The sequence below is a fragment of the Halanaerobium sp. genome, from assembly GCF_003070835.1.
Genome location: NZ_QBLR01000044.1, coordinates 1 through 20,809, shown reverse-complemented (window position 1 = coordinate 20,809; position 20,809 = coordinate 1). Strand labels below are relative to the sequence as shown.

Genomic DNA, 20,809 nt, shown 5'->3' with positions numbered 1-20,809 from the left:
ACTCATAAGACACTGCCCGGAATACGAGATACAGAGAGCTCCGTGCACGAAAACCTCGAGTTCTATATATAATTTATATATATAAATATATCATTAATCCACCTACATTTATTGTAATTGTGTTTAATATTTTAATTTGTTGATTTTATACTAGTAATTATTTACCAACCATTAGTAGAAATACTAACTAATAAAAAAATATCCTCTATTTTATTATGGGCTTTTTGACTGGTTTTTCTTTTTAGTTTAATGTCTATGATTTAATACGTTTATTTAGTGAAGGTGGAATAATTATGGTCAAAACAAAAAGAATATTAACTACTTCCGACAAAGGTTTCACCTTAATTGAATTATTAGTTGTAATAGGAGTTCTAGGCATTTTAGCAGCTATAGCTGTCCCAAGAATAGGTGGTATAACTGACAAAGCAAGATTGACCGAAGCTCAAACTGCTATCGGATCTATAAAAAACTCTTTAGAATTAATTTATACCGACAAAAATAGTTATATTTCTGTTCATACTGGTGAGTACAAAACAGCTTCAACTTTATTAACTGACACCGATCTGAATCAATATCTCGAAAACCTTTCAGACAGGTGGAAATATAATATTGCTGCTGTCACAGATAATTATCTAATTGAGGTAATTGGAAATGGAGCAGATTATCCAGATAGCTTAAAAGCTTCATTTAAAAAAGGTGATGCTGCGGTTAATAAAACTACAGAGAATAGTGTTACAACTGCAAGTACTTCACCATAAAATGATTTTAATTTTAAGTTATTGATTTGAAAAAGTAAAATTATATTATAACAGAGAAAGGTGGTAATGATTATAATCTTTTATTTTTTATTACTGGGTCTAATAGTAGGTAGCTTTTTAAATGTAGTTATTTACAGACTACCAGAAGGAAAATCGATTATTACTCCACCTTCTCACTGCCCGAATTGTGGAACAAGATTAAAAGTTATTGACCTAATACCAGTCTTAAGTTTCCTTTCAACAGGAGGTAAGTGCCGCTACTGTAATACAAAAATATCAAAACAGTATCCTATTGTGGAGCTTTTGACTGGTTTTTTCTTTTTAGCAGCTTATCTAAAATTTGGTTTTTCTGTTCAGTTATTCATTTATTTGCTATTAATATCAGCTTTAATCGCTGTTGCTTTTATTGATTATCAGTATATGATTATTCCTAATAAAATAACTTATCCCTTAATAGTGATTTCTTTATTTTCTGCAATTATTTTTGATTATATTACTATTTATCAGTCACTACTGGGAATTGTTATTCCACCTCTTTTACTTTTAATTGTAGCTTTAATCTTTAAAGGTGGAATGGGAATGGGAGATGTTAAACTTGCCGCTGCTCTTGGTGGTTTTTTAGGCTGGAGCTATACCCTGGCTGGAATCTTTATTGGTTCACTGCTCGGTTCAGTTATTGGGCTTTCCTTGATGGGATTAGGAATTATAGAAAGAAAGTCTCGAATACCATTTGGACCATTTATCTGTACAGGAGCTCTGGTTATGATCTTTTTTGGAAAATTTCTGATTAACTGGTATTTTAACTTATTTATTTAAATTTTAACAAAGGGCGCTTGATAAAAGATGTTTTCAAAATTATTAAATAACTCAGCTGGTTATAGTTTAGTCGAAACAATGTCTGCTGTAGTAATCCTAACAATTGCCATTTTTCCCGCTTTAGGTTATTTTGCCAACAGTGTTGGTTTTGTTCATCAGACTGAAATTAGATCACAGGCGATGGATATAGCTTCTGATACAATGGAGACCTTTAAAAGTGAATCTAAAAACAACTGGTCTAATTTAAATTCGGAAGCTGACAGTTATACGATTAATAATTTAGCGGATAAATATGATTTTTTTGTTGATGATTATAATATTGAAGTACAGGTGAGTGCCACAGAATTAATTGAAGATGTTAAAGATATTAAAGTAACTATCAGCTGGAATGATGGAGCAAATAATCTCAGTTTAAGTTCACTGCTCCGGGATGGTGGTTAAATGAAGTTTTTAAAGAAAGAAAAAGGTTTTACTTTAATTGAACTGATGCTGACCATTGCAATAGTAGGAATTATTACAGTTGCAGTTTATAATGCTTATTTTGGAAGTGTTAGAGCCTGGAATTACAACAAAAACCGATTGGAAGTCCAGCGGGCTCAGGATTTAACTTATCGCTGGATCAGTAAATATGCAAAACAGGCAACTTTTATTAATCCCAACTATTCAGACAATAAAAATTATCAGGATGGAGATAAATTATATTTAGAATATCTTGACCAGGATGGTAATCTTAAAAAAGTAGCTTTTGGGAGAGAAAATACTGCTACGGATTATTTATATTTTTATGATCTTGACAGTGGAACAAAAAGAAAAATTGGTGACTTTAAATTTAGCTCATTAAGCTTTGATTACAGCAATGATCTGATAAAAATGGAAGCTGAAATTTTTAATGAAGAAAATTCTAATTATAAATTCAGCAGTTCTTTTAATCCACGTTTAAATGAAATTACGACTCCTTAAGAAAGGGTGGAGTTAGTTGAAAATAAAAAGAGATGAGCAGGGATTTGCCCTGGTGCTTTCGATGTTTATCCTGGTAGCAGTTTTACTTCTTGTAGCCAGTATGACCAGAATGTTACAGAGTCAACTTGATTTCTACAGTTTTAATAATAATGATAAACAGGCTTTTTATGCTGCAGAGGCAGGAATAGCCTACGGTAAAGAAATTTTCTGGAATGATGGAATCGGTGGTGTCTGGGATGCTGATAATAATTTAATTGCCAGTGAAGTAGAAAAAATTAATCAAAAATTGTCCGGTAATGGTGAACTTGATTATTTGCATAAATCAGATTACAGCCATTCTCCCAATCCAAATCAACCAGCAGTAAAATTAGAGGCCAGAGCTTTAAGTAATGGTATTGATAAAAAAGTCATTACCACTTTTTATATCTATAACAGCGCCTTTAATAATGCAATATCTTCTGGAGGAGATATTACTATCGATAATAATGGTTTTATCAATGGAAATATCGAAAAAGGTGATATTTATACCAAAGGACATGTTTATGGCCCTGATGGTGGGACTATTATAGATAATTCATCTTCTGATAAGGTAGAAATTGTTGATTCAGAAATTTATACTGAAGTCAGTGATGATTTTATACCAAATCTAGATTTTAATCAGTTTTATAATATTGCAGAAGATAAAGGGACTATTTACAATGTTAATAGCGGGGAAGTGCTGGAACTTTCTACTCTGGGTGATGTTGGTGATGATTTTACCTATATCAATGGTGATTTAGAAATAGATCCTTCAGTCAATGACTTTAATGGTAGTGGGGTGTTAGTTGTAACTGGACAGCTGAATATAAAAAGTAATGTTGAAATTAATAGGGCTGAAGGTTATGAAGATGATTATTTTACTATTATAGTTAAGGGCGAAGGTTACAGTGAAGGAATAGTTTTAGATACAGACAATGCTATTGATATGCAGGGTTTTATCTATTCTTATGGTAATACAGATTTTAAGAATACTTTTAATATAGATGGTGCAATTGTAACTAAGGGTTCATTAAGTGTAAAAAACTCCATGGGAATTAATTATGAATCAGGATTTTTAGACTCTCTTTTTGACTGGGGCATTGAATTTCCTGTCGGAACGGGAGAACAGAAAGATTCAATTTATAAGGTGATTAACTGGAGTGAAAATTAAGCTTATAAGAAGTGGGGTGGTAATATGTTTTTTCTAGCTAAAGAATATACCTGTATTGATATTGGGACTAATTCAATTAAAGCCGTTCAATTCAAGGCTAAAAAAGATAAATTAACCTTAATCGATATAGGTATTCAAAAACTGCCGCTGGAAACAATTGTGGATGGTCTAATAGTTGATGATTCAGTGGTGGCCGCAGAACTGCAGACTTTGTTAAGATCTTTAAAAGATAAGCCTAAAAATATTATTACAACTGTTCCCAATGATAATCTGCTGATCAGAAATATCGAAATGCCAGCTTTAGATGATAAGGAAATCAGGGAATCTCTAAAGTGGGAGGCAGATGAACAGTTGCCTTATCCGGTCGAAGAAGCTGCTCTGGATTATCTAAAAGTGGAAGAAGATCAAGAAACAATTAAATATATAGTAGCAGCGGTCAAAAAAAATGTAGTGGATAACTATTTACACCCTTTTAAAAAGTTGAATTTAAAACCAAAGGTGATAAATGTACAGCCGATGGCACTGGTTTCATTACTTGATTACCAGGTGGAGATTGACAGCAATATCGCTGTTATTGATATTGGCGCTTCTGCAACTCAGATTACCATCGCTAACAGCCATAACATTATGTTATCAAGAACAATTGATACTGGAGGTACAAACTTTACCAATTCGATTATGGAAGTTAGAGATCTAGATTTTCAAACAGCAGAAGATGAGAAAAAAGAAATAGATTTAAACTCAGAACAAAACGAGGAAGAAGTTTCTGAAGAATTCTTAGATTCGATGCCCATCGGAATGGAAGTTGAAAGTGAAAACAATCTTGAGTTAAGTAATATTGCGACAAGACTTTCTGCTGAGATAACTCGTTCTTTAGATTTCTTTAATATGAAGCACCGAGATGAAGAAGTTGAAAAAATATTTATTACAGGTGGGGGCACCCGTCTAAAGGGATTAAAAGATTTAATCAGTAATGAAATCGGCAGAGAAATGATTTTAATTGAACCTTTCAAAAATATTAATATAAAATTGGACAATGAGGCAAATGAACTGGTAAAAAATTATAATTATGAATTTGCTGTTGCTGTTGGCCTTGCTGTAAGTGAGGTGATGGCTGATGAGAGTTAATCTAATAGCTGAAGAAAAACAGGAGATTTTATTTGACTATTTAAAAGTTGGAATAATCATTACGGTTTTTATAACTTTTATGGTCATTGGCTTTTTACAGTTTACTTTGATCACAGATAGAAATATTCTGGAGAGTGAAATTAATAGTATTGAAGATCAGCTGGCAATTTATTTACCGAGAGAAGAAGAATACCACCGATATGAAGCACTTATTGAAGAAATCAGAGGGACTCCAGAGATTCCCGATTATATCTGGGATGGTCCGATTGAAGCAATGGGCTACTTAACCCCACTTAGAGGTGTTATTGATAATTTTTCTCTCAGGAACAGGTCATTAAATATTAGAGGCAGGACAAAAATTGCTGAGGAACTAAGAGAATTGAGCAACAACTTGAGTGAATCAGAATTTTTCAGCAATGTAAACCTACAGACTATGGAAAAACAGGAAGAAGTATCTTTTACAATTACAGCAGACCTGACAGAAGAGGAGAGTGAGTAGCATGTTTAATAATTTGAGTGCTAGAGAGAAAATTCTGCTTACTCTGGTTTTAATATTAGCTGTTGGGGCAGTTTATTATTTTTACTTTTATCAACCTTTAACTGAAGAAATAGCGAATTTAGAACGGGAGAAGGAACAGAAATCAGCCCGTCTGGAGACAGCAATTGGTTATGCCAGACAGTTACCGGAAATAAAAGAAGAGTATAATACATTAGTGGCAGAACTGCAGGCAAGAGGAGTATATTTAGATAAGGATGTTATTGATCTTTTAATTCAGTTTAGAGAAGCTTCTAAAGATAATGACCTTAATTTGAAATTGTACCGCCCTTCTATGGTTGATGGTGGAATCTCAATGAGTATTATTATTGATGGAGGATTTAGAGAGGTTACAGAGCTTTTTGAAGATTTTGCAGAGTGGAATTACTGGTTCGAATTTACCTCTTTAGATATTAAGAGAAATGACAGTGATGGGGTAACAATAAGTATGAATGTTATTTATCATGATCAACTGATTGATCTAGAAGGAGTTGAGATCGATGTTTAAAATTAATAGATTTATTTTATATACATCAATCTTACTTTTTTTGATTTTCTCATTTAGTCTTCCTCTTCTGGCCCAGGAAAACGAGGAGGAAACTGAGGAGAGAGTATTTAGAAATCCTTTTATTGAATATGTAGAACCTGCTCCGGCAAATAACTCAAATACTAGCAGTAATAATCCTGGAAATAATACCACCCAAAGAGCAGAACCTGTTATTACTTTTGCAGATATAAAAAGCGGGCTGCCGTTTCAACTGGATGGGATTATTACCAGTGGTATAAATAGAATAGCAATTGTTGATACAGGAGATGGAGTAGAATTTGTTCGCAGCAGCTTTGAAAAAGATAATTATTATATTTCAGCAATTAATCAGGACAGTATAATAGTTAATAACCGAGGTTTTACTTTTCAGCTGAGGATTGGAGGGGAAATTAATGAGAGATAATAAAAAGATAACAGCACTAATTTTAATTCTGATTTTCATTTTTACAGCTACAGCAGCAGTTGGTGCTCAGGGTAGAATAAACGACATGAACTTTAAAAATGCAGATTTGACCGATGTTTTAAGAGCTATTGCTGAGGTGGCGAATGTTAATTTAATTACTGATAGTACCGTTAGTGGTACAGTTACTGTTCATCTAAAAGATATAAGTTTTGAAAAAGCATTAGACTTAATTACCCAGACCAGGTCACTGACCTATAAGTGGGATGAGAATACGGTTGTAGTTGCCCCACCAGATAGAATTGATCAGATTTATACTAATATTGTGACCGAGTTTGTACCAATTAACTCTAATGATATGGAAAGTATATCAGTAATTGTCAGAGATATTTTCCCTGAAACTCAGATCACTTCTGATTCAGTCCGAAGACAGTTTATTTTAAAGGGAGAAGAAGCAAGAGTCAGAGAAATTAAAGAAATGATTAACCGCCTTGATTCTTCGGCAGTTGTTCAGGAAAGAGAAGAAGCAGAAATTGCTCAGGCTGAAGCTGAAATAGCTGAAAAGGAAGAAGAAAAAGAAAAAAGATATACCGACAGTTATCAGGTGATCAATGCTGAAATGGCAGATTTAACAGACAAGTTAACAAATATCAACCCTGAACTTGCTATTAGATCAAATCCACTCACAAACAAAATAATTATTAGTGGAACTAAAGATGATGTAGAAAGTGCAATTTCGATGGTTGCAACCTATGACGAGAGTCTGGAGCCGGAAACAAGAAATATTAGAGTTGATTATGTTGATACAGAACAGATTACCGAAATAGTGGGAAAATTTTATCCAGATATTAAGCTCCATGTCAATGCAAAGCGCAAAGAAATAATAATTAATGGAGCTAAAAATAAACTCAATGGTGTTGTGGAACTGGTTGAAGAAATCAATAAACCTCAGCAGCAGGTTATAATCGAAACTAGAGTTGAAGAAATCTCAACTGAAAGTTTAGAAGACTTTGGGATTGATTTAAGTTCTGATATGTTAAGCAGAATTCACTTTATCAAAGACAGCAGTGATCCTTCATTAGCTGATGCTGATGGAGCAGAATTTGGTCAGATCGAAGGAATAGAATTAACCTGGCCGAACTTCTTTAGAGCGATTGAAAATGATGGTACTTCCAAAACACTTGCTAATCCGCGTTTAATGACTTTAAATGGCGAAGAAGCCCAAATGTCAATTATTGATGAGGTTCCTTCTCCTAATTTTGATGAGGATGGTAATATTAGATCTTATGATTATGAAAGAGCCGGGATAGAACTAACCTTTACTCCCTGGATTACTCAGAATAATGAGATTGAATTAAAAATTAATCCAAGTGTCAGTAGTTTCGGGGCCAATCCTCCAGGACCAGAACCTCCTTCCAGAAAAACAAGATCTGTTGATACCAGGTTGAGGCTGGAGGATGGAGAAACCTTTGCAATTGGTGGTCTAATCCAGGAAGATGAAATAGAGTCAATGTCTAAGGTTCCTTTTTTATCAGAGATACCATTAATTGGAGAAATCTTTAAATCCCGCAGTGGAGAAACCAATAAAACTGAGCTTGTTATCTTGGTTACACCGAGAATTATAAACTACGGTGGAACTGTATATGCGGATAACTCTGCAGAGGTTAAGCAAGATGGAGAGTCTGTAGCAGATGAATCCAAAAATAACAATTTAGAGGAACAGGACAAAGATAATGAAGAGTCCAAAAGCAGAGAAGAAGTTCTGGCTAAATATAAAAATGGTGAGGAAAAAGAATTTAATGACTTAAGTCCTGAAGAGCTTCAGGAAATATTAAATAACAATTAAATAATTGTAATGAAGAATATAACACTATTATTTAAATAGGCGTTTTTGAAAAGTAAATATGATTCTTAACTGGATTCATATTTACTTTTTTAATTTAGTATGTGTAGTTTTATTTTAATGACTATACTTTGTAAGAAAAGAGTTGTTTATTATGAAAAAAAATTGTAGAATTAATATAGAAGAAAATGGTTTCACTTTAGTTGAAATAATTGTTGTCATAGTAATTATAGGCATTGGTATTGTACCTATATTAAATTATTTTTCTAACAGCATTGGTTTTATAAATGATACTGAAATAAGGTCACAGGCTGCGACTATTGCTGGAGATGTAATAGAAATGATAAAAGACAAAACAACTTCTAATTGGGATTATTTAGATGAATTTGACAATACTACTGTTAATGACACGAAGGAGATGGAATTATTTGGGGATATCTCAAGTGACTATGATTTTTTAGCTGATTTCAGTCTTGATGTCCAGGTAAAACCATTTACTTTTATAGAATCTTTCACAGAAGTAGAAAATGAAGATATTGGAAGAGAAATTGAAGTTATAATAAGTTGGGAATCTGGAGGGAAATCAGAGAGTGTAAGCACCTTAATTCGAAATAGAACGGGTGATAATGATGAAAGCTCATAATAATGAACAGGGTGTAACTTTAGTTGAGCTTATGGTTGCAATAGCGATAATAGGTGTTGTTATAGCAGCTATATATATGTCTTATTTTACAGCTGTCCGAGTTTTTGGATTTAATCAGGATAAAGTTGAATTCCATCGTGAACATCGTTTAATTATTGAAACAATTGGCAAATATATAAGATCTGCTAATGAGATTAATATAAATAGTACTGAATTGTTGATTAAATATGATTCTTCAACAAAAAAAGTTAAACTTTATAAGGATGAAAATACTAACTATTTTTATATTGATAATAACCCAGATGATAGTGGGGGAGAACGCAAAGTAACTCAATTGTCTCTAAGTGATTTAAATTTTTCAAAAGTAGATGAACTTATTAGTATTAAAATCACTTTAAATAATGATAATGGTGATAATTATACTTTTGAAGAAAAATTTCACCCAAGAATAAAAACTGTAGTTTTGTCGCCTTAAAAGGGGTGAGTAAGTTGAAAAAAGATGATGGTTATGCAATTGTTTTGGCTTTTATTATGTTAACAGTTTTAATAATTATTTTGACAGCTGTAGTTTCTTTGGTTTCAAATGAAATAAGTTTTGTTTCTCATGCAGAGAACAGCACAAAATCTTTTTATATTGCTGAAGCTGGACTGGAGTATGCTAGTGCTTTATTCAATGAAGATGATAAATGGGATGGTAATTATTTAAAGCAAGAATCTTTGAATTCTGTTAATAATATTAGTGAAGGGACTTTAGAAAGCGTAATAAAAGATGAAGTTACAGATGGTATTACTTTAACAAGTACTGCTGAGCATAGGGGTGTTAGTAAATCTATAAAAGTGAAGTATCTCGTGGAAGCTGATTCTGGATTTTCTAAATATTCAATTGCAGCCAGTTCTAGTATGACACTTGGAAATAAAATTGAGATAATTGCAAGTGATGATGGTGGTGATGTTTATTCAACAGCTGGTATAGATGATCATGGTGCAATTTATGATGAACTTGAGGTTGAACTTTTAGAATATCAATCTGAGCCTGTAGTTCCTGATATGTTTAATCAAATTTATGATAAGTTAAGAGAAATTAATTCAAGTGGTGAAGAAGTTTTTGTCACTGATCCTTCAGTTAGAGAAATACCTAGTCCAGAACCAAATAAAGTAATAAAACATTATTTTGGTAGTGGAGAGTCAGATTATGGTGAAGATGTTTTATATATTGAAAATGATAAAACTAGTGCTTTTACACCAGACAAAGATGAATCTTCACTAAGTGGATCCGGTATTTTATTAGTTAATGGAGATATAACATTTCCAGAGGGATTTGAAATAAATACTGCTGATGACGAGGAAATGCTAATAATTGTAAATGGGTCTGTACAATTCAATAATGCAGCAACTTTTAATGGGATGGTATATGCTTCTGAAGAAATTAGAATTAATAATAGTGTGAATATTACGGGAGGTATTTTCTCAGATTATATTGTTAAAGAAAATAAGGATAGTGTTGATGTTGTAAATGATTCTGTTATAACTCATTCCTCGGAATACATGAAGATTTTTGAAGATTACTTTGGAGAAGGTTATGCACCATCAATGCCAGGCGAGTTAAGTTATTCTGCTGAAATAGTTGAATGGGAAGAATTTTAATTTTAATAATTACAAATAGAAGTGATTAATTAAGTCGAATTTTAATCAGGAAAATATTAGTAAATAAAAATAAAATTATTAATTAACTGCTCCCTCACCCGGGAGCTTTTTTCTTTTCCTAGAGCTTGACTTTTCAAAATGAAAACTATATAATTTATAGACAATAAATATTAAATATAATGCTATCTCTATACTAAAAAGCTAGCAGCTTTATTAAAATTCAAATAAATTTAAGGAGGACAAAAGTAGTGAGTAGAAATATTTATTTAAACGGAGAGATTGTCCCGGAAGATCAGGCGAAAGTTTCAGTTTTTGACCATGGTTATTTATATGGTGATGGTATTTTTGAAGGCATCAGAGCCTACAACGGCCGTGTCTTTATGCTGGACCAGCATATTAAACGTTTATACGAATCAGCCAAAACAATTATGCTCGATATTCCTCTAAATAAAGAAGAGATGGAAGCAGCAATTTTAGAGACTATCAGAGCCAATGACTTAAGAGATGCTTACATAAGAGTAGTAGTTTCCAGAGGAGAAGGAGATCTTGGTTTAGATCCCCGTAAGTGTCCTAAAGCTACAGTAGTTATTATTGCCAGTGCGATTCAGCTTTATCCAGAAGAACTATATGAGACAGGGTTAAAACTGGTAACAGTTCCAACCCGCCGTAATGGTCCGGAGATGGTTAATCCAAGAATTAAGTCTTTAAATTATTTAAACAACATCATGGCCCGGATTGAGGCCAACATGCAGGATGCACCGGAAGCTATCATTTTAAACAGTGATGGTTATGTGGCAGAATGCACAGGAGATAATATTTTCATTATTGATGAAGATACACTCTATACTCCACCTAAATATGCTGGTATCCTAAAAGGAACCAAAAGAGAAGTTGTACTTGAAATAGCAGCAGATATGGGATTAGAAGTAAAAGAAGAGCTGTTTACAAGACACGACCTCTTTAATGCAGATGAATGTTTCTTAAGTGGAACTGCAGCTGAGGTTATTCCGGTTGTAGAAGTAGATGGACGCACAATTGGCGAAGGTAAGGTTGGAGCTAAAACAACCAAGCTGATTGCTAAATTCAGAGAAATTGCCGGCTCTACCGGTAAAGAAATTTACCCTGAGTAGTAGTTAGTTGCAGAAGTATATTTGAACTTAGATTAAAGATTATTCAATATAATATATTCTAAAAAATAAATATAATTTAGCTTTTCAAAAGAAGTTAGTAGTTTAAGGAGGAAAATAATGAGAAGTGATAAGATTAAAAAAGGTATCGAAAGAGCCCCCCATAGATCATTGCTCTATGCGCTGGGACTTGACGATAATGATATAGATAAACCTTTAATCGGAATTGCAAATTCAGCAAATGATATTATTCCCGGTCATAAACATTTAGATAGAATTAAAGATTCTGTTGAACATGGAATTACAGCAGCCGGAGGAACTGCAATGGCCTTTGGTACCATCGGTGTCTGTGATGGAATAGCGATGGGCCACAGCGGTATGCACTATTCCCTGGCCAGCAGAGAAATTATTGCTGATTCAGTAGAAGCAGTTGTCAACGGCCATCAGCTCGATGGACTGGTTCTAATTCCCAACTGTGATAAAATTGTGCCTGGAATGATGATGGCAGCAGCAAGACTCGATATTCCGGCAATTGTAATCAGTGGTGGACCAATGGAGCACGGCAGCCACTGTGGAGAGGCAATTGACCTGCACAATGTCTTTGAGGCAGTGGGCTCAGTTACTTCCGGTAAGATGGAAGAAGAGGAGCTCGATCAGATAGCACGCTCAGCCTGTCCGGGAGTTGGATCCTGTGCCGGTATGTTTACAGCAAATTCGATGAACTCTCTGGCTGAGGTTTTAGGACTCGCCTTACCGGGTAATGGAACTATTCCGGCAGTCAAGGCTGACCGAATCAGACTGGCTAAAGCAGCAGGAAGAGCGGTAATGAAGCTGGTGGAAAATGATATTCGGCCTTCTGATATTTTAACAGAAGATACATTTGAAAATGCAATAACTGTTGATATGTCTTTAGGCTGCTCAACCAATACAGCTTTACATTTACCTGCAATCGCCCATGAGGCAGGAATTGATTTACCACTGGATAAGTTTAATGAGATTAGTGACCAGGTACCACATATCTGTTCTCTAACTCCAGCCGGTAAAAACCACATGGAGAACTTGAATTCAGCCGGTGGTATCCATGCAGTGATCAATGAGCTGGTCAAGGGTGATCTGATTAATCTAGATACGGTTACAGTAACCGGACAGTCTTTAAGAGAAAATTTAAAAGCAATTAACTTTGTCGACCACGAGATTATTCGTCCTTTAGATAACCCCTACCATGATCGGGGAGGACTCGCCATTTTAAAAGGTAATCTGGCTCCAGAAGGCTCAGTTGTAAAAAGAGCAGCTGTTGCAGAAAATATGATGTCCCACCGCGGACCGGCCAGAATCTATAATAGTGAAGAAGAAAGTATTGCAGCTATTAATAATGGTGAAATTAATCCTGGTGATGTGGTAGTTATTAAAAATGAAGGACCTAAAGGTGGTCCGGGTATGAGAGAAATGCTTTCTCCAACTTCTGCCCTGGCTGGAATGGGTCTTGATGACAGTGTGGCTTTAATTACCGATGGACGTTTTTCAGGTGCCACCAGAGGAGCAGCAATTGGCCATGTATCCCCTGAGGCAGCTGCAGGTGGACCAATAGCAGCTTTAAAAGAAGGAGATATAATCCACATTGATATGGACAAGTTCATTCTGGAAGTAGAGTTGTCAGAAGAAGAGTTATCAGCCAGAATGGATAAAGTAGAACCTTTTGTACCTGAAGTCAGCGGTTATTTAAAGCGTTATGCAAAATTAGTCGGTTCAGCTTCTAAGGGAGCAGTACTTGACTAAAAGTAATAATTGCTCTAAATTGTAATAAATTAAAGATATTTTGCAAAAATGATTGATAAAAGCATTAGAATTTAGTATAGTAAAAATATAAATAGAATATTAAATGAAGTTATAAGAATAGCAAGTAGTAGAGAAGGGTTGGCTTCATTTAAGAATTTTATTAATTGAGATTAAAACTACAGTTTTTTCAGCTTCAGGCTGAAGGAACTGCAGCTAACTGAAAATTGACTTCTGAGCAGTGCTAAATTAAGAAGTTTATTTAATTTTCAGTTAATTTAAGCTCGATGATAAATTCTTAGATAATTTTCTGCCCTGGATAATTGTATTCAGGGCTATTTTTGTATCTATTTATAATTATTCATTTTTCAAAATCACAGCGGAGGTGAATCTATGCCAGAATTAAATGGTGGAGAAATAATTATTGAATCACTAAAGAAAGAAAATGTTGATGTTGTATTTGGCTATCCTGGAGGAGCTGTAATTAACCTCTATGATGCCCTCTACAATTCAGACTTAAAACATTATCTGGGACGACACGAGCAGGGAGTTGTCCATGCAGCTGATGGTTATGCCCGCTCAAGCGGCAAGGTTGGAGTCTGTATTGCTACTTCTGGACCGGGAGGAACAAATCTGGTTACAGGACTGGCCAATGCGCAGATGGACTCTATTCCTCTGGTAGCTTTTACAGGCCAGGTTTCTAGTTCATTAATTGGAAAAGATGCCTTTCAGGAAGCTGATATTACAGGTATTTCCTTACCGATTACCAAACATAACTTTTTAGTAACAGACATTAAGGACCTGGCAAGAACAATTAAGGAAGCTTTTTATATTGCCCGTACAGGCAGACCGGGCCCGGTGCTTATCGACCTGGCCAAAGATGTAACTCAGGCAGTTGCAGAGTTTGACTACCCTGATCAGGTAAATCTGCCGGGATATAGGCCGACTTTTGAAGGTCACAAACTGCAGATCAATAAGGCAGCCAAGGCAATCAATGAGGCCGAGCGCCCCCTCTTATATGTAGGTGGAGGTGCGGTTATCTCAGGCGCAGAAAAAGAACTGCGAGAAATGGTTGATAAAGCAAAAATTCCTGTTACCACAACTCTTATGGCACTTGGAATCTATCCAGAGGATCAGCCTCTGGCTCTCGAGATGCTCGGGATGCACGGAACTCAGTATGCCAATAAGGCAACTTTAGAAACTGATCTTTTAATTGCAGTTGGAGCCCGTTTTGATGATCGGGTAACCGGTAAGCTGGATGAGTTTGCCGCTCAGGCAGATATAATTCAGATAGATATCGATCCTGCCGAAATCGGTAAAAATCTGGATGTAGAAATTCCAATTGTGGGTGATGTAAAGACTGTACTCAGGGAACTGCTTCCCTATATTGAGGAAAAAGAAAATGGCGCCTGGCAGGAGCGGATTAAGGAGCTTAAAGAAAAATACCCACTTAAATATGAAGATGATGGTTCAGAGACTATCAAACCTCAATATATTATGGAAGAAATTGATAAGTATACTGGTGGAGAGGCTACAATTGTCACTGAAGTAGGTCAGCATCAAATGTGGGCAGCTCAATTCCATAAATACAAAAAACCGCGCCAGTTTATTACTTCAGGTGGTCTGGGAACAATGGGCTATGGACTGCCGGCGGCAATTGGAGCTCAGATCGGCCAGCCCAAAGATAAGGTTGTGCTGATTGCAGGTGACGGCAGTATTCAGATGAACATTCAGGAGCTCGGTACAGCTCAGGCCTATAATATTCCAATCAAGATAGTTATCTTTAATAATAAGTATCTGGGAATGGTCAGACAGTGGCAGGAAATCTTCTTTGAAAAGAGATATTCTTCAACTAAGATTCCAGCCCCTAATTTTGTCAAAATGGGAGAAGCTTATGGTATCTGGTCTAAATCTGTTGACAAAAAATCTGAACTTGACAGTGCCCTAAAGGAAGCAATGGAGCATGATGGTCCGGCTATCTTAGATGTACACATTCCGGAAGAAGAAAATGTCTATCCAATGGTACCAGCAGGTGCCGGCTTAAAAGATATGATAGGAGGATAATTTATGACACATATTTTATCAGTTTCCGTACTTAATAAGCCCGGTGTTTTAACCAGAATTGCCGGACTCTTTAGTCGGCGGAATTTCAATATTGAGAGTTTAAATGTTGGTAAAACTGAAAACCCGGAGATTTCCCGGATGACAATTGTAGTTCAGGGTGATGAGAAGGTCTTAGAGCAGGTTACCAAACAGCTGCATAAGTTGATTAATGTTTTAAAGATTACTGAGCTTGATAAAAATTCAATTGTGGAAAGAGACTTAATTTTAATCAGAGTTAAGTGTACTCGCAAGCAGCGGTCGGAGATTATTCAGATTGCTGACACATTTAGAGCCCAGATTGTTGATGTTGCACCTGACAGCCTGATGATTGAGGCAACAGGTACAGAAGATAAGCTGGAAGCTCTGACAGAACTTTTGAGGGATTTCGGTATAGCAGAATTTGTAAGGACAGGAACAGTGGCCTTAAGCAGAGGTCAGGCGCAGAAATAGTTCCTGTTAATTTTATTATCAATTTAATTAAAAATATAAGAACATAAAAGGAGAAGATAAGAATGGAAATATATTACGATAAGGACGCAGATTTAAAGTACTTAGAGGATAAAGTAGTTGCAGTTATTGGTTATGGTAGTCAGGGTCATGCCCAGGCTCAGAACTTAAAGGACAGTGGAGTTAATGTAGTAGTTGGATTAAGAAAAGAGAGCTCAAGCTGGCCGGTAGCAGAAGAGGATGGATTTGAAGTTCTGACAACTGCAGAAGCGGCAGAAAAAGCAGATTTAATTCAGATTTTAATTCCTGATATCAAGCAGGCTTCAGTCTTTAAAAATGATATTGAACCCAATTTAGAAGACGGTAATGCTTTAGTTTTCTCACACGGTTTAAATATTCACTATGATCAGATTGTACCCCAGAAAAATGTTGATGTCTTTATGGTTGCACCCAAGTCACCCGGACATTTAGTGCGCAGACTATATGAAGATGGTAAGGGTGTTCCCGGCTTACTGGCTGTATACCAGGATTATACAGGTAAAGCTTATGATTTAGGTTTAGCTTATGCTAAAGGAATCGGCTGTACTCACGCCGGAGTTATTGAGACAACCTTTAAAGAAGAAACAGAAACTGACCTCTTTGGTGAGCAGGCAGTATTATGTGGGGGAACAACAGCACTTGTAAAAGCAGGGTTTGAAACTCTAGTTGAAGCAGGGTACCAGCCAGAAATCGCTTATTTTGAGGTTTTAAATGAGCTGAAATTAATTGTAGACCTGATGTTTGAAGGCGGAATTTCTACCATGCGTGATTCTATTTCGGATACAGCTCAGTACGGAGATTTAGTTTCCGGCCCGAGGGTTATCGACGAGCATGTTAAAGAAAATATGCAGGCAGTTTTAGAAGATATTCAGACCGGTAAATTCACTAGAGAGTGGATTTTAGAAAATCAGGCAAACCGCCCTGTATTTAATTCCTTAACCGAAAAAGACGAAAATTCTCAGATAGAAGCAGTAGGACGTAAATTAAGAAAGATGATGTCCTGGATTGACTAATTATCGAGGACAGACTAAAGGTGGTGAAATAAAATGGCAAGCGTTAAAATATTTGATACAACACTAAGAGATGGTGAGCAGTCTCCGGGGGTTACTTTAATCCCTGAAGAAAAGCTGGCAATTGCCAAACAGCTGGCCAAGATGAAGGTCAATGTAATTGAAGCCGGCTTTCCGATTTCTTCCGATGGTGACTTTAATGCTGTTAAAATGGTTGCTGAGAATGTAAAGGAAGTTGAAGTTGCAGCTCTGGCCAGATGCCGTAAGAGTGATATTGATCGGGCCTGGGAGGCTGTAAAGGGTGCCGAAAATCCAAGAATCCATATTTTCATCGCATCTTCACCGATTCACTTAGAATATAAACTGCAGATGTCAGAAGACGAAGTTTTAAATAATGCAGTTGAGGCTGTTAAATATGCAGCTCAGTATACAGATAACATTGAGTTTTCAGCTGAGGATGCCTCCCGGACTGGGACTGATTTTCTGGCCCGACTTTTTGAGGCAGTAATCGAGGCTGGAGCAAAGGTGATCAATATTCCGGATACAGTGGGTTATGCTGTTCCCTCAGAATTTGGGCAGCTGATCAAAGATGTCAGGGAAAAGACTCCCAATATCGAGCAGGCAGAAATCAGTGTTCACTGTCACAATGATCTGGGCCTGGCAGTAGCCAACTCTCTGGCAGCTATTGAAAATGGAGCGACCCAGGTTGAGGTCTCAGTCAATGGGATTGGTGAGCGGGCAGGTAATGCAGCCTTAGAAGAAATTGTAATGGCTTTATATACCAGACAGGATTATTATGACCTGGATGTAACTCAGGATACAACCCAGATTGCCAGACTTTCTAAACTGGTGGCCAATTCTACCGGTATTTCTCTGCAGGCCAATAAGGCAATTGTGGGCGCCAATGCTTTTGCTCATGAGGCGGGAATCCATCAGGATGGTGTGATTAAGGAAAGGACTACCTATGAGATTATGGATGCTAAAACCATCGGACTCGACCACAATAAGCTGGTCTTAGGTAAGCATTCCGGCCGCCATGCTCTAAAAGATTTCCTAGAAAAATATGACTATGAGCTTGATGATGAGAGCTTTGAAGGTTTCTTTAAACGCTTTAAAGACCTGGCAGATAAAAAGAAAAATGTGAGCAATGCAGATATTATTGCTCTTTTAGATAATGAGCTCTATGATTATGAAAAAATCTATGAGATGGAATATATCTCCGTTCTGACCGGTAAGGGCTTACTGCCCACAGCCACAGTTAGACTCAAAAAAGAAGGAGAGATTATTCAGTCTGCAGCCTGTAATGGTGATGGTCCGGTTGACGCAATTTTTCAGACCATCAATGAGCTGACCGGAATTGATGATATTAAGCTGATGTCCTATAAGATTGATGCCGTTACAGAAGGTAAGGATGCCCTGGGAGAGGCCTTTATTGCCGCCGAAATTGACGGCAAAATTTTCACCGGTCATTCTTCCCAGACAGATATTACCGAAGCCAGTGCAGCTGCCTATCTGGAAGCGATTAATAAGTATCTTGTATATACTAAAAACAAATAAAATCAAAACAGCCTGAGGTAGCTCGGGCTGTTTAAGAATATTTTCAAAAAAATCTATAATATTATAAGGAATTTAAGAGGAGTGATTAACTAAATGGGAATGACAATGATCGAAAAGATCCTGGCTGCTCATTCTGATCAGGATGAGTTAAAACCTGGAGATATCGTAAATGCCAGAGTTGATATGGTGCTCGGTAATGACATAACAACTCCAGTAGCTGTCAAGGAATTTGAAAAGATTGGTGTAGATAGAGTATTTGATAAGGATAGAATTGCAATTGTGCCTGATCATTTTACCCCGAACAAAGATATTAAAGCAGCAGAGCAGGTTAATATGATCAGAAAGTTTGCAAAAAAGTATGAGATTACAAACTTTTTTGAAGTCGGTCAAATGGGAATCGAGCATGTTTTATTACCGGAAAAGGGTCTGACTCTGCCGGGAGAAATCATTATTGGTGCTGACTCTCATACCTGTACTTATGGTGCTTTAGGTGCTCTAGGAACAGGAGTTGGAAGTACTGATATGGCAGCAGCAATGGCTACAGGTAAAGCCTGGTTTAAGGTGCCGCCGACTATTAAAATTGTTTATACCGGTGAGCTCAAGCCCCATGTCAGCGGTAAGGATTTAATTTTATATACAATCGGTAAAATCGGTGTTGATGGAGCTCTATATAAGGCAATGGAATTTACGGGAGAGGCAATAGAAAATCTCTCTATGGATGGCAGGATGACAATGTCCAATATGGCAATTGAAGCTGGCGGTAAAGCCGGACTGATTGCAGCAGATGAGAAGACCGAAGCCTACCTTAAAGATAAGGCTCAGCGGGATTATACTGTGCTTAATGCAGATTCGGATGCAGAATACGAAGAGGTTATTGAGATCGATGTCAGTCAGATTTCACCTCAGATTGCTTTCCCGAGCCTGCCTGAGAACACTAAAGGCCTGGATGAAATTGATGAAAAAATTGAAATTCAGCAGGCGGTTATCGGTTCCTGTACCAACGGCCGTCTGGAAGATTTAAGAGCGGCGGCAGAGATCTTAAAGGGACAGAAAGTCAACGAAAATGTGCGCTGTCTTGTTTTCCCTGGTACCCAGAAGATTTACAAACAGGCAATGAACGAAGGCCTTTTTGATATCTTTATTGATGCCGGAGTAGCAGTTTCCACACCAACCTGTGGACCCTGTCTGGGTGGACATATGGGTATTTTAGCTGAAGGAGAAAGAGCCATTTCTACCACCAACCGTAACTTTATTGGTCGGATGGGCTCAACCAAAAGTGAAGTTTACCTGGCAAGTCCAGCTGTAGCAGCAGCTTCGGCAATCAAAGGTTATATTGCCGGTCCAGAGGAGGTTAAATAATGAAGTTAAAAGGAAAAGTATTTAAATATGGAGATAATGTAGATACAGATGTAATTATTCCGGCTCGCTATCTTAATTCCTCAGATCCTGAAAATTTAGCGGCCCACTGTATGGAAGATATAGATGCAGATTTTGCAGATGAGGTAACTGAAGGTGATATTATTGTTGGTGGTAAAAACTTCGGCTCCGGTTCTTCCCGAGAGCATGCACCACTGGCGATTAAATATGCCGGAGTTTCCTGTGTGGTAGCAGAAAGTTTTGCCCGCATCTTTTACCGCAACTCAATTAATATTGGGCTGCCGATTTTAGAATCCCCGGAAGCTGTTCAGGCGACTGAAGCTGGAGATCAGCTGGAAGTCGATATTGATAAGGGTGAAATTAAAAACTTACGCACCGGTGAGACCTATCAGGCAGAGCCTTTTCCTCCTTTTATGCAGGAGATCATTAAAGATGGCGGCCTGATCGAGCATGTCAAAAAGGAGCTGGTATAGATGTCAAATATAGCTTATATACCAGGAGATGGAATTGGAGGCGAGGTTACAAGACAGGGAATTAAGGTTTTAAAATATCTTGATGGTGCCTATAACTTAGGCCTTAAATTCGAAAAATTTGACCTCGGTGCAGAAAGATATCTAAAAACCGGTGATATTCTGCCAGCTGATGTTTTAAATAAGCTCGAGACCTTTGATTCAATTTATCTCGGGGCTGTTGGTGACCCCAGAGTTGAGCCCGGTGTTTTAGAGAAGGGAATTTTACTCAAGCTCCGCTTTTACTTTGATCAATATGTAAATTTACGTCCAATTAAATTATATAAAGAAGAATTCTCTCCACTTAAAGGTAAGGGAATTAAGGATATTGACTTTACTGTAGTAAGAGAAAATACTGAGGGTATTTATGCCGGTATCGGCGGCTTCTTAAAGAAGGATACCCC

At 36.6% G+C, this 20,809-nt stretch carries 23 protein-coding genes; 22 read left to right on the top strand and 1 reads right to left on the bottom strand.

What is annotated here, in order from left to right; translation table 11 throughout:
- The coding region (locus tag CI949_RS20905; RefSeq protein ID WP_365941443.1) for a U32 family peptidase at positions 1–66 on the bottom strand (66 nt) is incomplete at its 3' end.
- A gap of 227 nt (positions 67–293) precedes the next feature.
- Between CI949_RS20905 and CI949_RS06895 the strand changes: the two genes are divergently transcribed.
- The 22 genes from CI949_RS06895 to CI949_RS06790 form a co-directional block, all read left to right on the top strand.
- The gene (locus CI949_RS06895; protein WP_290764494.1) at positions 294–758 is read left to right on the top strand and encodes a type IV pilin protein; all 465 of its coding nucleotides are present in this window, start codon (positions 294–296) and stop codon (positions 756–758) included.
- A 66-nt stretch (positions 759–824) separates the two neighbouring features.
- Positions 825–1,574 carry an A24 family peptidase gene (locus CI949_RS06890; RefSeq protein WP_290764491.1) on the top strand — a complete coding sequence of 250 codons (750 nt, stop codon included), beginning with the start codon at positions 825–827 and terminating at the stop codon, positions 1,572–1,574.
- Positions 1,575–1,601: 27 nt separating this feature from the next.
- Positions 1,602–2,015, top strand: coding sequence for a hypothetical protein (locus tag CI949_RS06885; protein ID WP_290764489.1), 414 nt, complete (start codon positions 1,602–1,604; stop codon positions 2,013–2,015).
- Positions 2,016–2,534: a PilW family protein gene (locus CI949_RS06880; RefSeq protein WP_290764487.1), complete on the top strand. Its 519-nt coding sequence runs from the start codon at positions 2,016–2,018 to the stop codon at positions 2,532–2,534.
- A 16-nt stretch (positions 2,535–2,550) separates the two neighbouring features.
- A complete protein-coding gene (locus tag CI949_RS06875) occupies positions 2,551–3,723 on the top strand; it encodes a pilus assembly PilX N-terminal domain-containing protein (RefSeq protein ID WP_290764485.1) in 1,173 nt (390 codons plus the stop codon).
- A gap of 24 nt (positions 3,724–3,747) precedes the next feature.
- On the top strand, positions 3,748–4,851 hold the full coding sequence (pilM, locus tag CI949_RS06870) for a type IV pilus assembly protein PilM (RefSeq protein WP_290764482.1): 1,104 nt from the start codon (positions 3,748–3,750) through the stop codon (positions 4,849–4,851).
- Positions 4,841–5,350 carry a PilN domain-containing protein gene (locus CI949_RS06865; RefSeq protein WP_290764479.1) on the top strand — a complete coding sequence of 170 codons (510 nt, stop codon included), beginning with the start codon at positions 4,841–4,843 and terminating at the stop codon, positions 5,348–5,350. Before pilM ends, CI949_RS06865 begins: the two co-directional genes overlap by 11 nt.
- Before the next feature lies 1 nt (position 5,351).
- The gene (locus CI949_RS06860) at positions 5,352–5,894 is read left to right on the top strand and encodes a type 4a pilus biogenesis protein PilO (protein WP_133529988.1); all 543 of its coding nucleotides are present in this window, start codon (positions 5,352–5,354) and stop codon (positions 5,892–5,894) included.
- A complete protein-coding gene (locus tag CI949_RS06855) occupies positions 5,887–6,336 on the top strand; it encodes a hypothetical protein (protein ID WP_290764474.1) in 450 nt (149 codons plus the stop codon). The genes CI949_RS06860 and CI949_RS06855 overlap by 8 nt, the downstream gene beginning before the upstream one ends.
- Complete coding sequence (locus CI949_RS06850) at positions 6,326–8,179, top strand: type II and III secretion system protein (RefSeq protein ID WP_290764472.1); 1,854 nt, start codon at positions 6,326–6,328, stop codon at positions 8,177–8,179. Before CI949_RS06855 ends, CI949_RS06850 begins: the two co-directional genes overlap by 11 nt.
- A 151-nt stretch (positions 8,180–8,330) precedes the next feature.
- The gene (locus CI949_RS06845) at positions 8,331–8,819 is read left to right on the top strand and encodes a prepilin-type N-terminal cleavage/methylation domain-containing protein (protein WP_290764470.1); all 489 of its coding nucleotides are present in this window, start codon (positions 8,331–8,333) and stop codon (positions 8,817–8,819) included.
- On the top strand, positions 8,806–9,294 hold the full coding sequence (locus tag CI949_RS06840) for a PilW family protein (protein ID WP_290764467.1): 489 nt from the start codon (positions 8,806–8,808) through the stop codon (positions 9,292–9,294). Before CI949_RS06845 ends, CI949_RS06840 begins: the two co-directional genes overlap by 14 nt.
- 14 nt (positions 9,295–9,308) lie before the next feature.
- Positions 9,309–10,463, top strand: a complete 1,155-nt coding sequence (locus CI949_RS06835; RefSeq protein ID WP_290764464.1) for a pilus assembly PilX N-terminal domain-containing protein — start codon at positions 9,309–9,311, stop codon at positions 10,461–10,463.
- A gap of 248 nt (positions 10,464–10,711) precedes the next feature.
- Positions 10,712–11,593 (top strand): branched-chain-amino-acid transaminase, encoded by an 882-nt coding sequence (gene ilvE, locus CI949_RS06830; RefSeq protein ID WP_290764461.1) that lies wholly within the window; start codon positions 10,712–10,714, stop codon positions 11,591–11,593.
- A 117-nt stretch (positions 11,594–11,710) separates the two neighbouring features.
- Positions 11,711–13,366, top strand: coding sequence for a dihydroxy-acid dehydratase (gene ilvD / locus CI949_RS06825; RefSeq protein WP_290764458.1), 1,656 nt, complete (start codon positions 11,711–11,713; stop codon positions 13,364–13,366).
- Positions 13,367–13,756: 390 nt separating this feature from the next.
- Positions 13,757–15,427, top strand: coding sequence for a biosynthetic-type acetolactate synthase large subunit (gene ilvB, locus CI949_RS06820; protein ID WP_133529999.1), 1,671 nt, complete (start codon positions 13,757–13,759; stop codon positions 15,425–15,427).
- Positions 15,428–15,430: 3 nt separating this feature from the next.
- On the top strand, positions 15,431–15,916 hold the full coding sequence (ilvN, locus tag CI949_RS06815) for an acetolactate synthase small subunit (RefSeq protein WP_133530000.1): 486 nt from the start codon (positions 15,431–15,433) through the stop codon (positions 15,914–15,916).
- 62 nt (positions 15,917–15,978) lie between these two features.
- Entirely contained in the window at positions 15,979–16,965 is a 987-nt protein-coding gene (gene ilvC / locus CI949_RS06810) for a ketol-acid reductoisomerase (RefSeq protein ID WP_133530001.1), read from the top strand.
- A gap of 33 nt (positions 16,966–16,998) precedes the next feature.
- Positions 16,999–18,519 (top strand): 2-isopropylmalate synthase, encoded by a 1,521-nt coding sequence (locus tag CI949_RS06805; RefSeq protein ID WP_290764407.1) that lies wholly within the window; start codon positions 16,999–17,001, stop codon positions 18,517–18,519.
- Between the two features lie 93 nt (positions 18,520–18,612).
- Positions 18,613–19,878 carry a 3-isopropylmalate dehydratase large subunit gene (gene leuC / locus CI949_RS06800; protein ID WP_290764404.1) on the top strand — a complete coding sequence of 422 codons (1,266 nt, stop codon included), beginning with the start codon at positions 18,613–18,615 and terminating at the stop codon, positions 19,876–19,878.
- Positions 19,878–20,369 carry a 3-isopropylmalate dehydratase small subunit gene (gene leuD, locus CI949_RS06795; protein ID WP_290764402.1) on the top strand — a complete coding sequence of 164 codons (492 nt, stop codon included), beginning with the start codon at positions 19,878–19,880 and terminating at the stop codon, positions 20,367–20,369. Before leuC ends, leuD begins: the two co-directional genes overlap by 1 nt.
- Positions 20,370–20,809: isocitrate/isopropylmalate family dehydrogenase (locus CI949_RS06790; protein WP_290764400.1), on the top strand; the 440-nt coding region annotated here is incomplete at its 3' end. It abuts the gene before it with no gap.